The 13,072-nt window shown below is 54.5% G+C and carries 14 protein-coding genes; 1 reads left to right on the plus strand and 13 read right to left on the minus strand.

From position 1 onward, the window contains the following. Positions 1-25 precede the first annotated feature (25 nt). The 10 genes from deoD to AAH450_RS12780 form a co-directional block, all read right to left on the minus strand. Entirely contained in the window at positions 26-745 is a 720-nt protein-coding gene (gene deoD / locus AAH450_RS12735) for a purine-nucleoside phosphorylase (RefSeq protein WP_318788926.1), read from the minus strand. 59 nt (positions 746-804) lie between these two features. Then, the gene (gene deoB, locus AAH450_RS12740) at positions 805-2,028 is read right to left on the minus strand and encodes a phosphopentomutase (RefSeq protein WP_342910557.1); all 1,224 of its coding nucleotides are present in this window, start codon (positions 2,026-2,028) and stop codon (positions 805-807) included. A gap of 62 nt (positions 2,029-2,090) precedes the next feature. After that, a complete protein-coding gene (deoA, locus tag AAH450_RS12745; protein WP_342910558.1) occupies positions 2,091-3,413 on the minus strand; it encodes a thymidine phosphorylase in 1,323 nt (440 codons plus the stop codon). An 85-nt stretch (positions 3,414-3,498) separates the two neighbouring features. Next, positions 3,499-4,278 (minus strand): deoxyribose-phosphate aldolase, encoded by a 780-nt coding sequence (deoC, locus tag AAH450_RS12750; RefSeq protein WP_342910559.1) that lies wholly within the window; start codon positions 4,276-4,278, stop codon positions 3,499-3,501. Between the two features lie 367 nt (positions 4,279-4,645). Beyond that, entirely contained in the window at positions 4,646-5,422 is a 777-nt protein-coding gene (locus AAH450_RS12755; RefSeq protein WP_342910560.1) for a TatD family hydrolase, read from the minus strand. Further along, positions 5,419-6,471 (minus strand): patatin-like phospholipase family protein, encoded by a 1,053-nt coding sequence (locus tag AAH450_RS12760; RefSeq protein ID WP_342910561.1) that lies wholly within the window; start codon positions 6,469-6,471, stop codon positions 5,419-5,421. The genes AAH450_RS12755 and AAH450_RS12760 overlap by 4 nt, the downstream gene beginning before the upstream one ends. 151 nt (positions 6,472-6,622) lie before the next feature. Beyond that, positions 6,623-6,784, minus strand: coding sequence for a DUF1328 domain-containing protein (locus AAH450_RS12765; protein ID WP_013200641.1), 162 nt, complete (start codon positions 6,782-6,784; stop codon positions 6,623-6,625). A 132-nt stretch (positions 6,785-6,916) separates the two neighbouring features. Beyond that, complete coding sequence (osmY, locus tag AAH450_RS12770) at positions 6,917-7,531, minus strand: molecular chaperone OsmY (protein WP_342910562.1); 615 nt, start codon at positions 7,529-7,531, stop codon at positions 6,917-6,919. 304 nt (positions 7,532-7,835) lie between these two features. Next, complete coding sequence (gene prfC, locus AAH450_RS12775) at positions 7,836-9,425, minus strand: peptide chain release factor 3 (RefSeq protein ID WP_342910563.1); 1,590 nt, start codon at positions 9,423-9,425, stop codon at positions 7,836-7,838. A gap of 261 nt (positions 9,426-9,686) precedes the next feature. Further along, positions 9,687-10,334, minus strand: a complete 648-nt coding sequence (locus AAH450_RS12780) for a DNA-3-methyladenine glycosylase I (RefSeq protein WP_342910564.1) — start codon at positions 10,332-10,334, stop codon at positions 9,687-9,689. 201 nt (positions 10,335-10,535) lie between these two features. On the opposite strand from AAH450_RS12780, the gene yghU reads away from it, so the two are divergent. Beyond that, on the plus strand, positions 10,536-11,402 hold the full coding sequence (gene yghU, locus AAH450_RS12785; RefSeq protein WP_342910565.1) for a glutathione-dependent disulfide-bond oxidoreductase: 867 nt from the start codon (positions 10,536-10,538) through the stop codon (positions 11,400-11,402). A 90-nt stretch (positions 11,403-11,492) separates the two neighbouring features. Here yghU and yjjG read toward each other — a convergent pair whose 3' ends face one another. The 3 genes from yjjG to AAH450_RS12800 are packed head-to-tail and all read right to left on the minus strand — an operon-like array spanning position 11,493 to position 13,010. Further along, a complete protein-coding gene (gene yjjG, locus AAH450_RS12790; protein ID WP_342910566.1) occupies positions 11,493-12,173 on the minus strand; it encodes a pyrimidine 5'-nucleotidase in 681 nt (226 codons plus the stop codon). A 14-nt stretch (positions 12,174-12,187) separates the two neighbouring features. After that, positions 12,188-12,628, minus strand: a complete 441-nt coding sequence (gene rimI / locus AAH450_RS12795; RefSeq protein WP_342910567.1) for a ribosomal protein S18-alanine N-acetyltransferase — start codon at positions 12,626-12,628, stop codon at positions 12,188-12,190. Next, a complete protein-coding gene (locus AAH450_RS12800) occupies positions 12,591-13,010 on the minus strand; it encodes a DNA polymerase III subunit psi (RefSeq protein ID WP_342910568.1) in 420 nt (139 codons plus the stop codon). The genes rimI and AAH450_RS12800 overlap by 38 nt, the downstream gene beginning before the upstream one ends. Positions 13,011-13,072: the final 62 nt, after the last annotated feature.

Consider the following 13,072-nt stretch of genomic DNA (forward strand, 5'->3'; position numbering starts at 1 on the left):
TTGCCCGGCCAGTTTTACAGCTTAATCAGGCTTTGTCGCCCAGCAGCACGGACTCCAGCGCAATCTCAATCATCTCGCTGAAGGTGGTCTGCCGTTCAGCGGCAGTAGTCTGCTCACCGCTGCGGATATGGTCAGAAACGGTACAGATAGCCAGCGCTTTCGCACCAAACTCTGCGGCCACGCCGTAGATGCCAGCCGCTTCCATTTCCACACCCAGAATGCCGTACTTCTCCATAACATCAAACATCTGCGGATCTGGCGTGTAGAACAGATCGGCAGAAAAGATGTTACCCACACGGGCGCTCACGCCCAGCGCTTTGGCTGCATCCACCGCGTTACGCACCATCTCAAAATCAGCAATGGCGGCAAAGTCATGATCCTTGAAGCGCATGCGGTTTACTTTGGAGTCGGTCGATGCGCCCATGCCAATCACCACATCACGCAGTTTGACATCAGCACGTACCGCGCCACAGGAGCCTACGCGAATGATTTTCTTCACGCCAAAATCGGTGATCAGCTCTTTCGCATAGATGGAGCAGGATGGGATACCCATGCCGTGGCCCATTACGGAGATTTTGCGGCCTTTATAGGTGCCGGTGTAGCCAAGCATGCCACGCACGTTGTTTACTTCTACCGCGTCCTGCAGGAAGGTTTCTGCAATGTGTTTAGCACGCAGCGGATCGCCCGGCATCAGAACCACGTCAGCGAAGTCACCCATTTCTGCATTAATATGAGGCGTAGCCATCATTCATCCTTTTTAAGTCTTGCCAGCGTCGGTGCGCTGGCCGGTTACGTTTTCGCTGATTACAGCATGCTTTTGCCATATTCCATATCGGAAAGGCCAAAATAGTGGGCAATGGTTTGGCCAATATCGGCGAAGGTCTCGCGGTAGCCCAGCGAGCCTGGTTTCACGCCTGGTCCGTAGAGCAGCACCGGAATGTGCTCGCGTGTATGTTCGGTCCCTTCCCATGTTGGGTCACAGCCGTGGTCAGCGGTGAGGATCAGAAGATCGCCCTCTTTCACCAAAGCCATCAGCTCCGGCAAACGACGGTCGAACAGCTCCAGCCCGCCTGCGTAACCCGGTACGTCGCGGCGGTGGCCCCAGGTAGAGTCGAAATCCACAAAGTTAGTGAAAACTATGCTGTTGTCCGGTGCGATTTTCATCTCTTCAATCGTGGCGTCAAACAGCGCATCCAGCCCGGTCGCCTTCACTTTTTTGGTGATGCCGACGTGTGCATAAATATCCGCAATTTTCCCCACCGAAATGACCTGGCCGTTCTGCTCGTCTACCAGCTTTTTCAGAATGGTCGGCGAAGGCGGCTCAACGGCGAGATCGTGACGATTCCCGGTACGTTCGAAGTTTCCAGCTTTATCACCCACAAACGGACGGGCAATCACGCGGCCAATGTTATAGCCACCTTCGGTCAGGGCCTCACGGGCGATTTCACACAACTTATAGAGGCGTTCCAGTCCAAAAGTCTCTTCGTGGCAGGCAATCTGGAACACTGAGTCGGCAGAGGTATAGAAAATCGGCTTGCCGGTTTTCATATGCTCTTCACCCAGTTGGTCCAGGATCACCGTGCCGGAGGAGTGGCAATTTCCCAGATAGCCTGGCAAATCTGCTTTCTCTACCAGCAGATCTAACAGCTCCTGCGGGAAGCTGTTCTCTTTGTCACTGAAGTATCCCCAGTCAAACAGCACAGGAACACCGGCAATTTCCCAGTGGCCCGACGGTGTGTCTTTGCCGGAAGAGAGTTCGCTGGCGTAGGCGTAAGCCCCGATAATCTCGGCGTTCTTATCCAGGCCGGCGGGGAATTTACCCGTAGACTCTTCTGCGGCTTTGCCTAAGCCTAATGCGGTGAGATTCGGCACATGCAGCGGCCCTTTACGGCCTTTGTCAGCTTCACCCTTGAAGCACGCCTCGGCAATGTGTCCGAGAGTATCCGAACCATGATCACCAAATTTGTCGGCGTCTTTGCTGGAGCCGATCCCGAAGGAATCAAGCACCATAATAAATGCACGTTTCATTCTGATCTCCTGCGTCTGTTACGCGATGAGCTTAAATTTTATCGATCTGAACAGTATGACGCTTATCCGGTAATTCTGCGATAGATAACGGGCGTCTCTTGCGGTGCCGTTTCACTAAGTGTGATGGCGCGCGTGACGGCCAGCGCCGCTTCCTGCCAGTCTGCTTCTGTTGCAGCATGGATCATGGCCAGCGGACGCTGGCTGTCGGCCACGTCGCCCAGCTGCGCCATCTCGCTTAAGCCAACGCTGTAGTCGATCTGGTCACTGGCCTGACGGCGACCGCCGCCCATCGACACCACTGCCATTCCTAATGCCCGCGTATCCATGGCGCTGATAATGCCTGGTTTTTCGGCATAGAGCGCTTTGCTGAGCATCGGCGCAGGCAGGTAGCGATCCATGTTTTCAATAAAATCAGCCGGGCCTTTCTGCGCAGCCACCATCTTCGCGAAACATTCTGCGGCTTTGCCGTTGTCCAGCACTGCCTGAAGTTTGCGGGTGGCTTCCGCCGTGTCGGTTGCCAGCCCGCCGGAAACCAGCATCTCTGCACTCAGAGCCAGCGTGACCTCCAGCAGACGTGGGTTGCGGTATTTCCCGGTCAGGAAGTTAACCGCTTCACGCACTTCCAGCGCGTTACCGGCCGTGGAGGCGAGCACCTGGTTCATATCGGTCAGCAGGGCAGTCGTTTTGCAGCCCGCGCCGTTTGCCACGCCAACAATGGATTGAGCCAGCAGCTCAGACTGCTCAAAGGTCGGCATAAAGGCGCCCGAGCCAACTTTGACATCCATCACCAGCGCATCCAGCCCTTCCGCCAGCTTTTTCGCCAGAATAGAAGCGGTAATAAGCGGGATGGAGTCCACCGTTGCGGTGATATCACGGGTAGCGTAAAAACGCTTATCGGCAGGGGCCAGCGAGTTAGTCTGACCAATAATCGCTACGCCCACCTCTTTGATGATCCGTCGGAAGGTTGCATCATCAGGGAAAATATCAAATCCGGGGATCGCTTCCAGCTTATCCAGCGTGCCGCCGGTATGGCCCAGCCCGCGGCCTGAAATCATCGGCACGTAGCCGCCACAGGCAGCCACCATCGGCCCCAGCATCAGCGAAGTCACATCGCCCACGCCACCGGTGGAGTGTTTGTCCACCACCGGACCATTCAGGTTAAGCGCCTGCCAGTTGAGTACCGAGCCGGAATCACGCATGGCCATGGTCAGCGCCACCCGCTCCTGCAATGACATATCGTGGAAATAGATGGTCATCGCCAGCGCAGCGATTTGCCCTTCGGAAACGGTATTATCACGTACGCCGTTGATGAAGAAACGGATCTCTTCTTCACTCAGCGCCTGGCCGTCTCTTTTTTTACGAATGATTTCTTGTGGCAGGAACACGTTGCCCCCTGGGGTTTATCTTTGATGAGGACGGCAGATCTGCCGCCCCGATGCCAGTTACAAGGGCGAAAAGCTCGCCCTGCACTCAGTAAGCTGAATCACTTTTTGCGCCGCTATGGCCGGCGGCTGTCAGCAGGCTGGCTAACAGGCTGGAAGCACCAAAGCGGAAATGACGCGCATCAGCCCAGTCGCTACCCAGAATGTCATCGGCCAGCTTCAGGTAAATAGCCGCATCTTCGGCCGTGCGAACGCCACCGGCAGGTTTAAAGCCAACCTGATGCTTGACGCCCATTTCAGCAATGACGTTCAGCATGATCTCAGCGACTTCTGGTGTGGCGTTAACCGGCACTTTCCCCGTTGAGGTCTTGATAAAATCGGCACCCGCTTTGATGGCAATTTCGGACGCTTTGCGGATCAGTTCAGGATCTTTTAACTCGCCGGTTTCAATAATCACTTTCAGCAGAACGTCTGAATCTTCGCAGGCCTCTTTGCAGGCGCTGACGATGTCATAACCAATATCTTCATTGCCGGCCATTAAGGCACGATAAGGGAACACCACATCCACCTCATCAGCGCCATAAGCGATGGCGGCATGGGTTTCTGCCAGCGCAATGACTTTATCGTCGTTACCGTGCGGGAAGTTAGTCACGGTGGCGATGCGGATATCTGGCGTGCCCTGCTCACGCAGCGTTTTGCGCGCAATCGGGATAAAGCGTGGATAGATGCAGATTGCCGCGGTATTACCCGCCGGGGATTTAGCCTGATGGCACAGAGCGATCACTTTCTCATCGGTGTCATCGTCATTCAGGGTGGTTAAATCCATGAGTTTAAGCGCGCGTACGGCTGCTGCGGTGACGTCGGTCATAGTCTTCTCCAGGCATTGTTCAGGCGGCTTGCCCGTTTCGCGCAAGCGAAAGCCGGGGTCCTTGCCGCCAGCGCCCGTTTACCGGGCTGGAATGTTAAAATAGTAACGGAAAAGGCACTCCCCTTCCGTGATGAAATTCACGATCTAAGGAAATAACACTGCAAGAACAACCCTTTTAATGTGATTTATATCACACAAAATTCGCCATCTTTGCCCCTCCGGCCCCCTGATCCGTCTGAAAAACAGGCTGAATCGTGGTTTTATCGGGGAATGTTATAATAATAACATTTTTAGCGCAGAGTGGCAGAGGCAAATGTTACCTCGCAGAGCCGGCCTGTCAGCCAGTCTGAATAAAGAGTTTAGCTATTCAGAGATTAAAAAGGGTGCGGGTGTTCTCACGGAGGGTTTCAGCAATCTCCTGCGGAGACTCTTCCCGCAGTTCACAGAGGCTTTGCCAGACGTTTTTTACGCGCTCGGGGCGGTTCGCTTCCCCCTGAAAGCCCTGTAGCGGCATATCGGGCGAATCCGTTTCCAGCAGTAAGGAAGAGAGAGGAAGTCGGGCAATGGTATTGCGGGTTTTACTGGCGCGTTGGTAGGTAATAGTGCCGCCCACACCGATGGCGTATCCCGCACGGATAAACGCCAGCGCCTGCTGTTCGCTGCCCGCAAAACCATGTACCACGCCGCGACGCGGCAGCGCCAGGCGCTTGAGATGCTGCGCTAATTTGTCATGCGTCCGGCGGGAATGGAGGATCACCGGCAGGTCATAGCGTTTTGCCAGCCGTAGCTGGGCATCCAGCAGCTGCTCCTGCCTGTCGAACTGAGGATCTTCAATAAAGAGATCCAGGCCAATTTCGCCGATCGCCACCAGCTTTTCCGGCTTCTGCTTTAGCCAACTTTCAAGCTGCTCAAGGTGCGACTCATGATGTTGGGCAATCGCCATGGGATGCGTGCCCAGCGCGGCGTAGAGGGGCTGCCAGCGTTCCGCCAGCGCCATCACGCCGGCAAACCGGTCTGCTGAGACGCCAACCACAATGATTTTCTCCACGCCCGCGGCGGAAGCGAGCTTCAGGCTCTCCTCTTCACGCCCGCAAAATGGGTCGAAATCAAAATGACAGTGCGTATCCACAAATCCTGGAGTCATGCCAGCGAACCCTCATCATAATCAGCATCGTTTCCCGCCAGCGGATCCAGAATCACGCCATCACGCACCGGCTCATTCGCCACCGGTGCCGGGGGGATCACCGGCTGCTGGCTGGTCAGCGTAGTGTTCTCATTCAGCCATTGACCCAGTGTAGCCAGGAAATAACGCCCGCAGCGGCGACCCAGATGATAATCCTGGTTCAGCGACGCCACGCGGCTGCCCAGCGCCATGCTGGCGAGCGCATGCGGCGGGAAGATCTCAATGATATTCAGCTTACCCGGAGGATTATCAATAAACTCCTGCGTGGCCCGATAGCTCTCTTCATGCAGATGCATGATATTCACCAGCGGCTGTAGCGCGCTATCGGTAAGCCAGCGTTCAATACGCTTCAGCCACTGCGGCGTGTAGGTCATCTGTGACGGCACGGTACGAATAACCACGATGGTTTCGGCCCCCCGGCGTGCCGCTTCCCGTACCGGAATGGCGTCGCTGATACCGCCATCCAGGTAGCTGATCCCTTCCAGGTCCACGCCAGGACGGTAAAGCCCAGGGATAGCGCTGGAAGCCTTGATGATATTCAGCCAGTTCGCCGCTGTCGGGGCAAAATAGCCTGGCGAATAGTCATCGCTGCGGCAGGCGCACATATAAAATTCCCGGCCGGAAGAGAACATCTTCTCCGCTGCCTCCATCGCCAGCGGAAACTCCTGCGCGGTGACATCCACCAGCCAGTCAAGATCGATCAAGTGGCCGCCCCGCACAAAACGCAGCGGATCAAAAAAGAGTTTACTGGTGGTATAGCGCGTAATGACCCGGCGGGCGTAACCCGGCTGACCGCAGACATAGGCTGATAAGTTTTGTGCACCCGCAGAGGTGCCCAGCATCAGGTCGAAGGGGTTGAAGTTAGCCCGCTGAAACTCGTCCAGCACGCCAGCGGTGAAAATACCGCGCTGCCCACCGCCTTCGCACACCAGGGCGAGTTTACCCGGACGAAAAGGCGTTAACGCCAGCGGCTCGATGTTGCCGAGGGTAACAGGGATGCGTCTGCCCAAAGTCGGTATCCTGATGAAGGGGGAATAAGGTGAGGATACAGGGGAAAGAGAGGAAGCGTTTGCCGTAATTTGCGGTTAAACCCTTTTTGCCTTAAAACGCCAGAGGCCAGTCAGTGACTGGCCTCTGTTGTTGCTGCTTTTATTCTCGGGTCTATAACTTCTTGCGGCCGGTGAACAGGCTGATCAGGAAGATAATGATACCGACAACAAAGACGATTTTAGCTGCCCATGCGGCTGTACCAGCAAGACCACCAAAACCTAACGCTGCTGCAATGAGCGCGATAATCAGAAAAATAATGCCCCAACGAAACATAAGCTTCTCCTTACCCTATTGTAGAAATCTTGCTGTCTGATTTATTAAATCCGCCTTGTCCGGCGTGACTCGATTATTGTCTTCAACACTATCGATATCGACACAGGCCGCCCGGGGCGGCCCGTCTCAATTTTATGACTTCACAGTCAGATCGTTTTTAACGCTTTTCACGCCATCAATGGCTTTGGCAATCCCTTCGGCACGTTCAGACTGTGCCTGACTTTTCACCGTTCCGGAGAGCTGAACCACACCATTGGTGGTTTCCACTTTCACATTACGTGACGGAACGATGTCGTCTGCTAATAGTTTAGCTTTAATTTCGCTGGTCGTTGCTGCATCTCCAGCATAACCGCTTACGCTTGATTTTGTGCTGTCTTTAGCGTGCAGTTTATCGCTTACAGACTTAACGCCTTCAACTTTTTGCGCCACCGCTACAGCCTTTTCGGCCTGATCCTGCGACGGAACAAAACCACTCAGCGTCACCACGCCAGAATGGGTCTCTACGGAAATATCTGTGCTTTTGATTGCGTCGTCATCTACCAGAGCGGCTTTCACTTTGGCCGTCACGCCGCTGTCATCCATGAACCCACCGACTTTTTTCATAGAGCTATCGATTTTTGAACCCGCGCTGTCGGTAGTGGACTGCACTTTAGGAGTCGTGGTGTCTTCTGCCATTGCAGCACCGCTTACCAGGGCAGAACCAACCAGTACAGCCATCAGAGTTTTAGTCATCTTAGTCGTATTCATCGATCATTCCTTCTTCATGTAATTGCACTCACAATTGTGAGCTTTCAGCCACAAACGGCGTGACTGTAGTAGGTAAGACGTTGCAGCAACCGCGCCGCATATTTTGCGTCCGTTAGAAATGAATATAGACGCTAATCAGGATTTCACCGCTGCTTGTGGTTGATATGATGGATAAATGCGCAATAAGAAGGTTTTTTAAGAGCAGTCTGTATAATCAGGGCCAACCAGAGCCAGACATATCGGGCGAAAAAAAAGCGATGCGCAGGGCACCGCTTTCTCAGTACAGACGAGGAACTACCTGCTGTTAGTGCTCGCGCGTTTTGCGGAACACCACTTCAGGATAACGCTCCTGGGTGATATTAAGGTTAACCATGGTCGGTGCTATGTAAGTGAGATTATCCCCGCCATCCAGCGCCAGGTTCACTTCATTTTTACGCTGGAACTCATCAAACTTCTTCACGTCACTGCACTCCACCCAGCGCGCGGTAGAGACGTTGACGGACTCGTAGATAGCTTCCACGTTGTATTCACTCTTCAGGCGCGCCACAACCACATCAAACTGCAACACGCCCACGGCGCCTACAATCAGGTCATTGTTATGCACCGGACGGAATACCTGCACCGCGCCCTCTTCCGACAGCTGAACCAGCCCTTTCAGCAGTTGCTTCTGCTTGAGCGGATCGCGCAGGCGGATACGACGGAACAGCTCTGGCGCGAAGTTCGGAATACCGGTGAACTTCATGTTTTCGCCCTGGGTAAAGGTATCGCCGATCTGGATGGTGCCGTGGTTATGCAGGCCGATGATATCGCCAGGATAGGCTTCTTCAACGTGCGAACGGTCGCCCGCCATAAAGGTGAGCGCATCGGCAATCACCACATCTTTGCCCAGACGAACCTGACGCAGCTTCATGCCTTTTTCATATTTACCGGAAACCACGCGCATAAAGGCCACGCGGTCGCGGTGTTTCGGATCCATATTTGCCTGAATCTTAAACACGAAGCCGGTGAACTTTTCATCCGCAGCGGTAACGGTACGCAGATCGGTCTGGCGCGGCATGGGTGGCGGTGCCCAGTCAACCAGGCCATCGAGCATATGGTCCACGCCAAAGTTACCCAGCGCGGTGCCGAAGAACACTGGCGTCAGCTTGCCCGCCAGGAAGGCTTCTTTATCGAACTCATGGGACGCGCCCTGCACCAGCTCCAGCTCTTCACGCAGCTGGCTGGCAAGCTCTTCACCGATAGCTTTATCAAGATCCGGGTTATCCAGACCTTTTACAATGCGCACTTCCTGAATGGTGTGCCCTTTACCGGTCTGGTAAAGGTAGGTTTCGTTTTTGTAGAGATGATAGACGCCCTTAAAGAGCTTGCCGCAGCCAACAGGCCAGGTAATGGGCGCGCAGGCAATTTTCAGCTCGCTCTCTACTTCATCCATCACTTCCATCGGGTCACGAATATCGCGGTCCAGCTTGTTCATAAAGGTCAGGATTGGCGTATCGCGCAGACGGGTCACTTCCATCAGTTTGCGGGTACGATCTTCCACCCCTTTCGCGGCATCAATCACCATCAGGCAGCAGTCCACCGCCGTCAGGGTACGATAGGTATCTTCAGAGAAGTCTTCGTGCCCCGGCGTATCCAGCAGGTTTACCAGACATTCGCGGTAGGGGAACTGCATCACCGAGGTGGTGATCGAGATCCCGCGCTGCTTTTCCATTTCCATCCAGTCCGATTTGGCGTGCTGGTTAGAGCCACGCCCTTTTACCGTACCGGCAGTCTGAATAGCCTGTCCGAACAGCAGCACTTTTTCCGTGATGGTGGTTTTACCGGCATCCGGGTGAGAAATAATGGCAAAAGTGCGGCGACGGGCCACCTCTTGCATAAAGGGTGCATTTGACATGAAGAAACTCAGTTAGGTGCTGTGCCGCCGCTGCGCAGACGGCGCGGGGCGTATCACAGACGATTAATCATTAATGGCCGGCATTTTCGCCGATCCGGCGGTTATAAACAATGCAGAACGCCGCGTTATCCCCATAAATGCGCGCTGTGCTGAAAGCACGGGGCCTTAGCTGCGGTTTTTTCACCCATTTTGCGGCGGGGATTCGGGATCTACACTGGCGCGGCCTCTTAATGACTGGACGGGGACGTTAGCATAAGGGATTCAGCCGGGACGGTTAAGCGTTTCCCTGGCCTGCTCAAACTTTTCCCGACACTGGCAGCCTGCAATATGGTCGTTGATCAAGCCTGTCGCCTGCATCAGGGAATAGGTGGTGACCGGCCCAACCCACGTCCAGCCTCGTTTTTTCAACGCTTTCGACATGCGGATTGATTCGGGCGAGGTTTTCGCGCTCTGCCACCAGGCCAGATCCACGACCGGCGGACGATCTTTTGCTTCCGGCTCAAACTGCCAGAACCAGGCTGCCAGCGAACCCGCTTCCTTGATCAGCTCCTGAGCGCGCCGCGCATTATTGATGGCGGAGAGAATTTTTGCGCGATTGCGCACAATGCTTTTATCTTCCATCAGCCTGGCTACATCTTCATCGGTAAACTGCGCCACCGCGTGGAAATCAAAATCCTTAAAAGCGCGGCGGAAGTTCTCCCGTTTGTTATAGATCAACTGCCACGACATGCCGGAGTGAAAACCTTCCAGGCAGACCTTTTCAAACAGGCGGCGGTCATCCACCACCGGCTTGCCCCATTCATTATCGTGATAATCGGGCATCGAGGGCTGCCAGTAACAGCAGACGCGGCCATCTTCGGTCAGGGTCAGACCCGCTTCTTTCAGGTCTGCCAGATAGTGTTCATCCATTCTGTGTTCCTGTTAAGGCTGCTAAGAGTGCTCTGGAAAGATAAACGGCGGTCACAGCCCGATGCTATACCTGACATCCGGTGTAACAACCGCGTTTGGTTTTTTGCTGAGACAGCAGCTATTTTTAGACCATCAACGGCGAGACGTCTGTGGACTTTGCTCCAGGATGCGCCATTTTTATCAGAAAGAGGACTTTCGGTTATGAGCAACACCGATTATCAGCCAGCAAAAGTGTGGTCAGAAAATAAAGAAGCGGGCGGAACCTGGGGAAGTATCAACCGCCCCACCGCCGGTGCGCGTCATGAAGCAACCCTGCCTGTAGGTAAACACCCGCTACAGCTCTATTCTATGGGAACGCCAAATGGCCAGAAGGTAACCATCCTGCTGGAAGAGCTGCTGGCGCTGAACGTGAATGATGCTGAGTATGACGCGCATCTGATCCGCATTGGCGAGGGCGATCAGTTCTCTTCTGGCTTTGTGGAAGTGAACCCTAACTCCAAAATTCCTGCGCTGCTGGATCACTCAACCACGCCACCAACCCGCGTGTTTGAGTCCGGCGCTATCCTGCTTTACCTGGCAGAAAAATATGGCCATTTCCTGCCGAAAGATCCGGCAGGCCGCACGGAAACGCTGAACTGGCTGTTCTGGCTACAGGGTTCTGCCCCTTACCTTGGCGGCGGCTTCGGTCACTTCTATAACTATGCGCCAGTAAAAATCGAGTATGCGATTGACCGCTTCACCATGGAGGCCAAACGTCAGCTCGACGTGCTGGACCGTCAGCTGGCGGAGCATCGTTATATCGCCGGGGAAGATTACACTATTGCCGATATCGCTATCTGGCCGTGGTACGGCGCGCTGGTGAAGGGAATGGTGTATAACGCCGCAGAATTCCTGGATGCAGGTTCCTATAAAAATCTGGTGCGTTGGGCCGATGAAGTAGCACAGCGCCCTGCCGTTCAGCGTGGCCGCATCGTTAACCGCACCTTTGGCGAACCTTCCGAACAGCTGCACGAGCGCCACGATGCGTCAGACTTTGATCTGCGCACGGAGGATAAGCTGGCTAAATAGCGACAAGCTGGCGGCAAAAGCTGCTGTTATCCCGCAAAGGTTACAGCAGCTTTGTTATCAGCCAGACTCGGCTCTGGCTGCCAGCCCGAATCAGGCTTTAAGGATCGCTTCCAGCTCCTGAAGCGTTTTGACCTGCCAGGTTGGCTCAAGACCCTCTGGTCGCGGGCGGTTATCCGCATTCAGCCAGCAGGTTGCCAGACCGGCGTTAATACCGCCAAGAATATCTGAGTCCGGATTATCCCCTACCATCATCACGCGGTTGCGCGGCGGGTTACCCATCTGATTGAGTGCGTAGTCGAAGATAGCGGGATGCGGCTTGGCATGCCCGACCTGTTCAGAGATCACCAGCAGATCGAAATAGTCCAGAAAACCTGTACGCTTTAGTCTTGCCTGCTGAAGGGCGGTGAAGCCATTGGTGATAATGCCCATTTTCACCTTGCCTTTCAGGGTATTAAGCAGATTTACCGCACCGGCAAGCGGAACGCACAGCTCAGCCATAGCGGCAAGAAAGCCGTCGTTAAGATGCAGCGGCGTGACCTTCAGCTTATCTGCCCAGCTCTGAAAGCGCTGATGTTGCAGCTGTAGCGCGCTGATGGCGCCATTCTGATAATCCACCCATAACGGTTTATTGATCGCCTGATAATCGTCGTAATCGTCAGGACTGAAGACCACGTCATACTGCTGAAACAGACGCTGCAAACCAGCAAAGGCGTCAAAATGAAACAGCGTATCGTCAGCGTCAAACAGGATCCAATCCCACTCTTTAAGCATCTCTTACTCAATCCTTATAGGGTCAGTGCCATGATAATGGCATCTTCTTTGCCGTCTGCCGTCGGGTAGTAATTACGGCGTACCGACACTTCGTTGAAATCCAGCTGTTCATAGAGCGCAATAGCGGGACGATTTGACGCTCTGACTTCCAGCCACAGGGTCTGGATGCCACGACTTTCCAGTTCCGCAATCACATATTCGAGGAGTTCACGCCCGATGCCACGACGCTGAAAGGCGGGATCCACAGCCAGATTAAACAGCGTGGCCTCGTCCAGCACCACCTGGGTGATGGCAAAACCAGCCATCTGTGCGTCTACCCGAATCTGATAGTTCAGATAACGTTCACCCTGATTGCTGGTAAAGGTTTTTTCACTCCAGGGAAAAGCGTGGCTGCGCTGCTCAATGGCAAACGCTGGCTCAAGATCTTGCGGGGTCAGTAAAGAAATCTGATTCATGTTGGGAAATCTGCTGCCACAGGGCGCGTTTGGCACCGGCATTATGATAAAGCTCCGCAAGAACAGGCGAAGCGATCTGCGATCCGTTCAGTGCAGCCGGGGGCGCAATGCCCAAATACCAGCTTGCACAACGGGTCTCTGGCAACATCGCCAGTTGGTCAGGGGTCAGAACGGCGACCTCATCTTCGCGCATTAGCATGGCCTGTAGCACATCGCGAATCAAAGGATCGGTCAACAGCGGCGGGACTTCCGCCACAATCAGCAGGCGCGTCTGCTCGGGCAAAGAAACCGCAACTTCCCCCTGCAAGGCGCGCGGACGCCGCAGCGTATACTGCGTGATGCCCATTTGCTCTAATAACCAGTCACGTCTGGAAGACATCATTATTCCTGTCTGGTCGCCCGATTGCGACGCTATGCTAGCAAACCCATCGCCTCTGCGCCAAC

The sequence above is a fragment of the Erwinia magellanica genome, assembly GCF_039023495.1.
In the GTDB taxonomy this organism is placed as follows: Bacteria; Pseudomonadota; Gammaproteobacteria; order Enterobacterales; family Enterobacteriaceae; genus Erwinia.

Bases quoted from the DNA above. Each gene is read 5' to 3' on its own strand.
- deoD (WP_318788926.1), bottom strand. From the start codon at position 745: ATGGCTACGCCTCATATTAATGCAGAAATGGGTGACTTCGCTGACGTG.
- deoB (WP_342910557.1), bottom strand. From the start codon at position 2,028: ATGAAACGTGCATTTATTATGGTGCTTGATTCCTTCGGGATCGGCTCC.
- deoC (WP_342910559.1), bottom strand. From the start codon at position 4,278: ATGACCGACGTCACCGCAGCAGCCGTACGCGCGCTTAAACTCATGGAT.
- AAH450_RS12755 (WP_342910560.1), bottom strand. From the start codon at position 5,422: ATGACTCCAGGATTTGTGGATACGCACTGTCATTTTGATTTCGACCCA.
- AAH450_RS12765 (WP_013200641.1), bottom strand. From the start codon at position 6,784: ATGTTTCGTTGGGGCATTATTTTTCTGATTATCGCGCTCATTGCAGCA.
- osmY (WP_342910562.1), bottom strand. From the start codon at position 7,531: ATGAATACGACTAAGATGACTAAAACTCTGATGGCTGTACTGGTTGGT.
- prfC (WP_342910563.1), bottom strand. From the start codon at position 9,425: ATGTCAAATGCACCCTTTATGCAAGAGGTGGCCCGTCGCCGCACTTTT.
- AAH450_RS12780 (WP_342910564.1), bottom strand. From the start codon at position 10,334: ATGGATGAACACTATCTGGCAGACCTGAAAGAAGCGGGTCTGACCCTG.
- yghU (WP_342910565.1), top strand. From the start codon at position 10,536: ATGAGCAACACCGATTATCAGCCAGCAAAAGTGTGGTCAGAAAATAAA.
- yjjG (WP_342910566.1), bottom strand. From the start codon at position 12,173: ATGCTTAAAGAGTGGGATTGGATCCTGTTTGACGCTGACGATACGCTG.
- rimI (WP_342910567.1), bottom strand. From the start codon at position 12,628: ATGAATCAGATTTCTTTACTGACCCCGCAAGATCTTGAGCCAGCGTTT.
- AAH450_RS12800 (WP_342910568.1), bottom strand. From the start codon at position 13,010: ATGATGTCTTCCAGACGTGACTGGTTATTAGAGCAAATGGGCATCACG.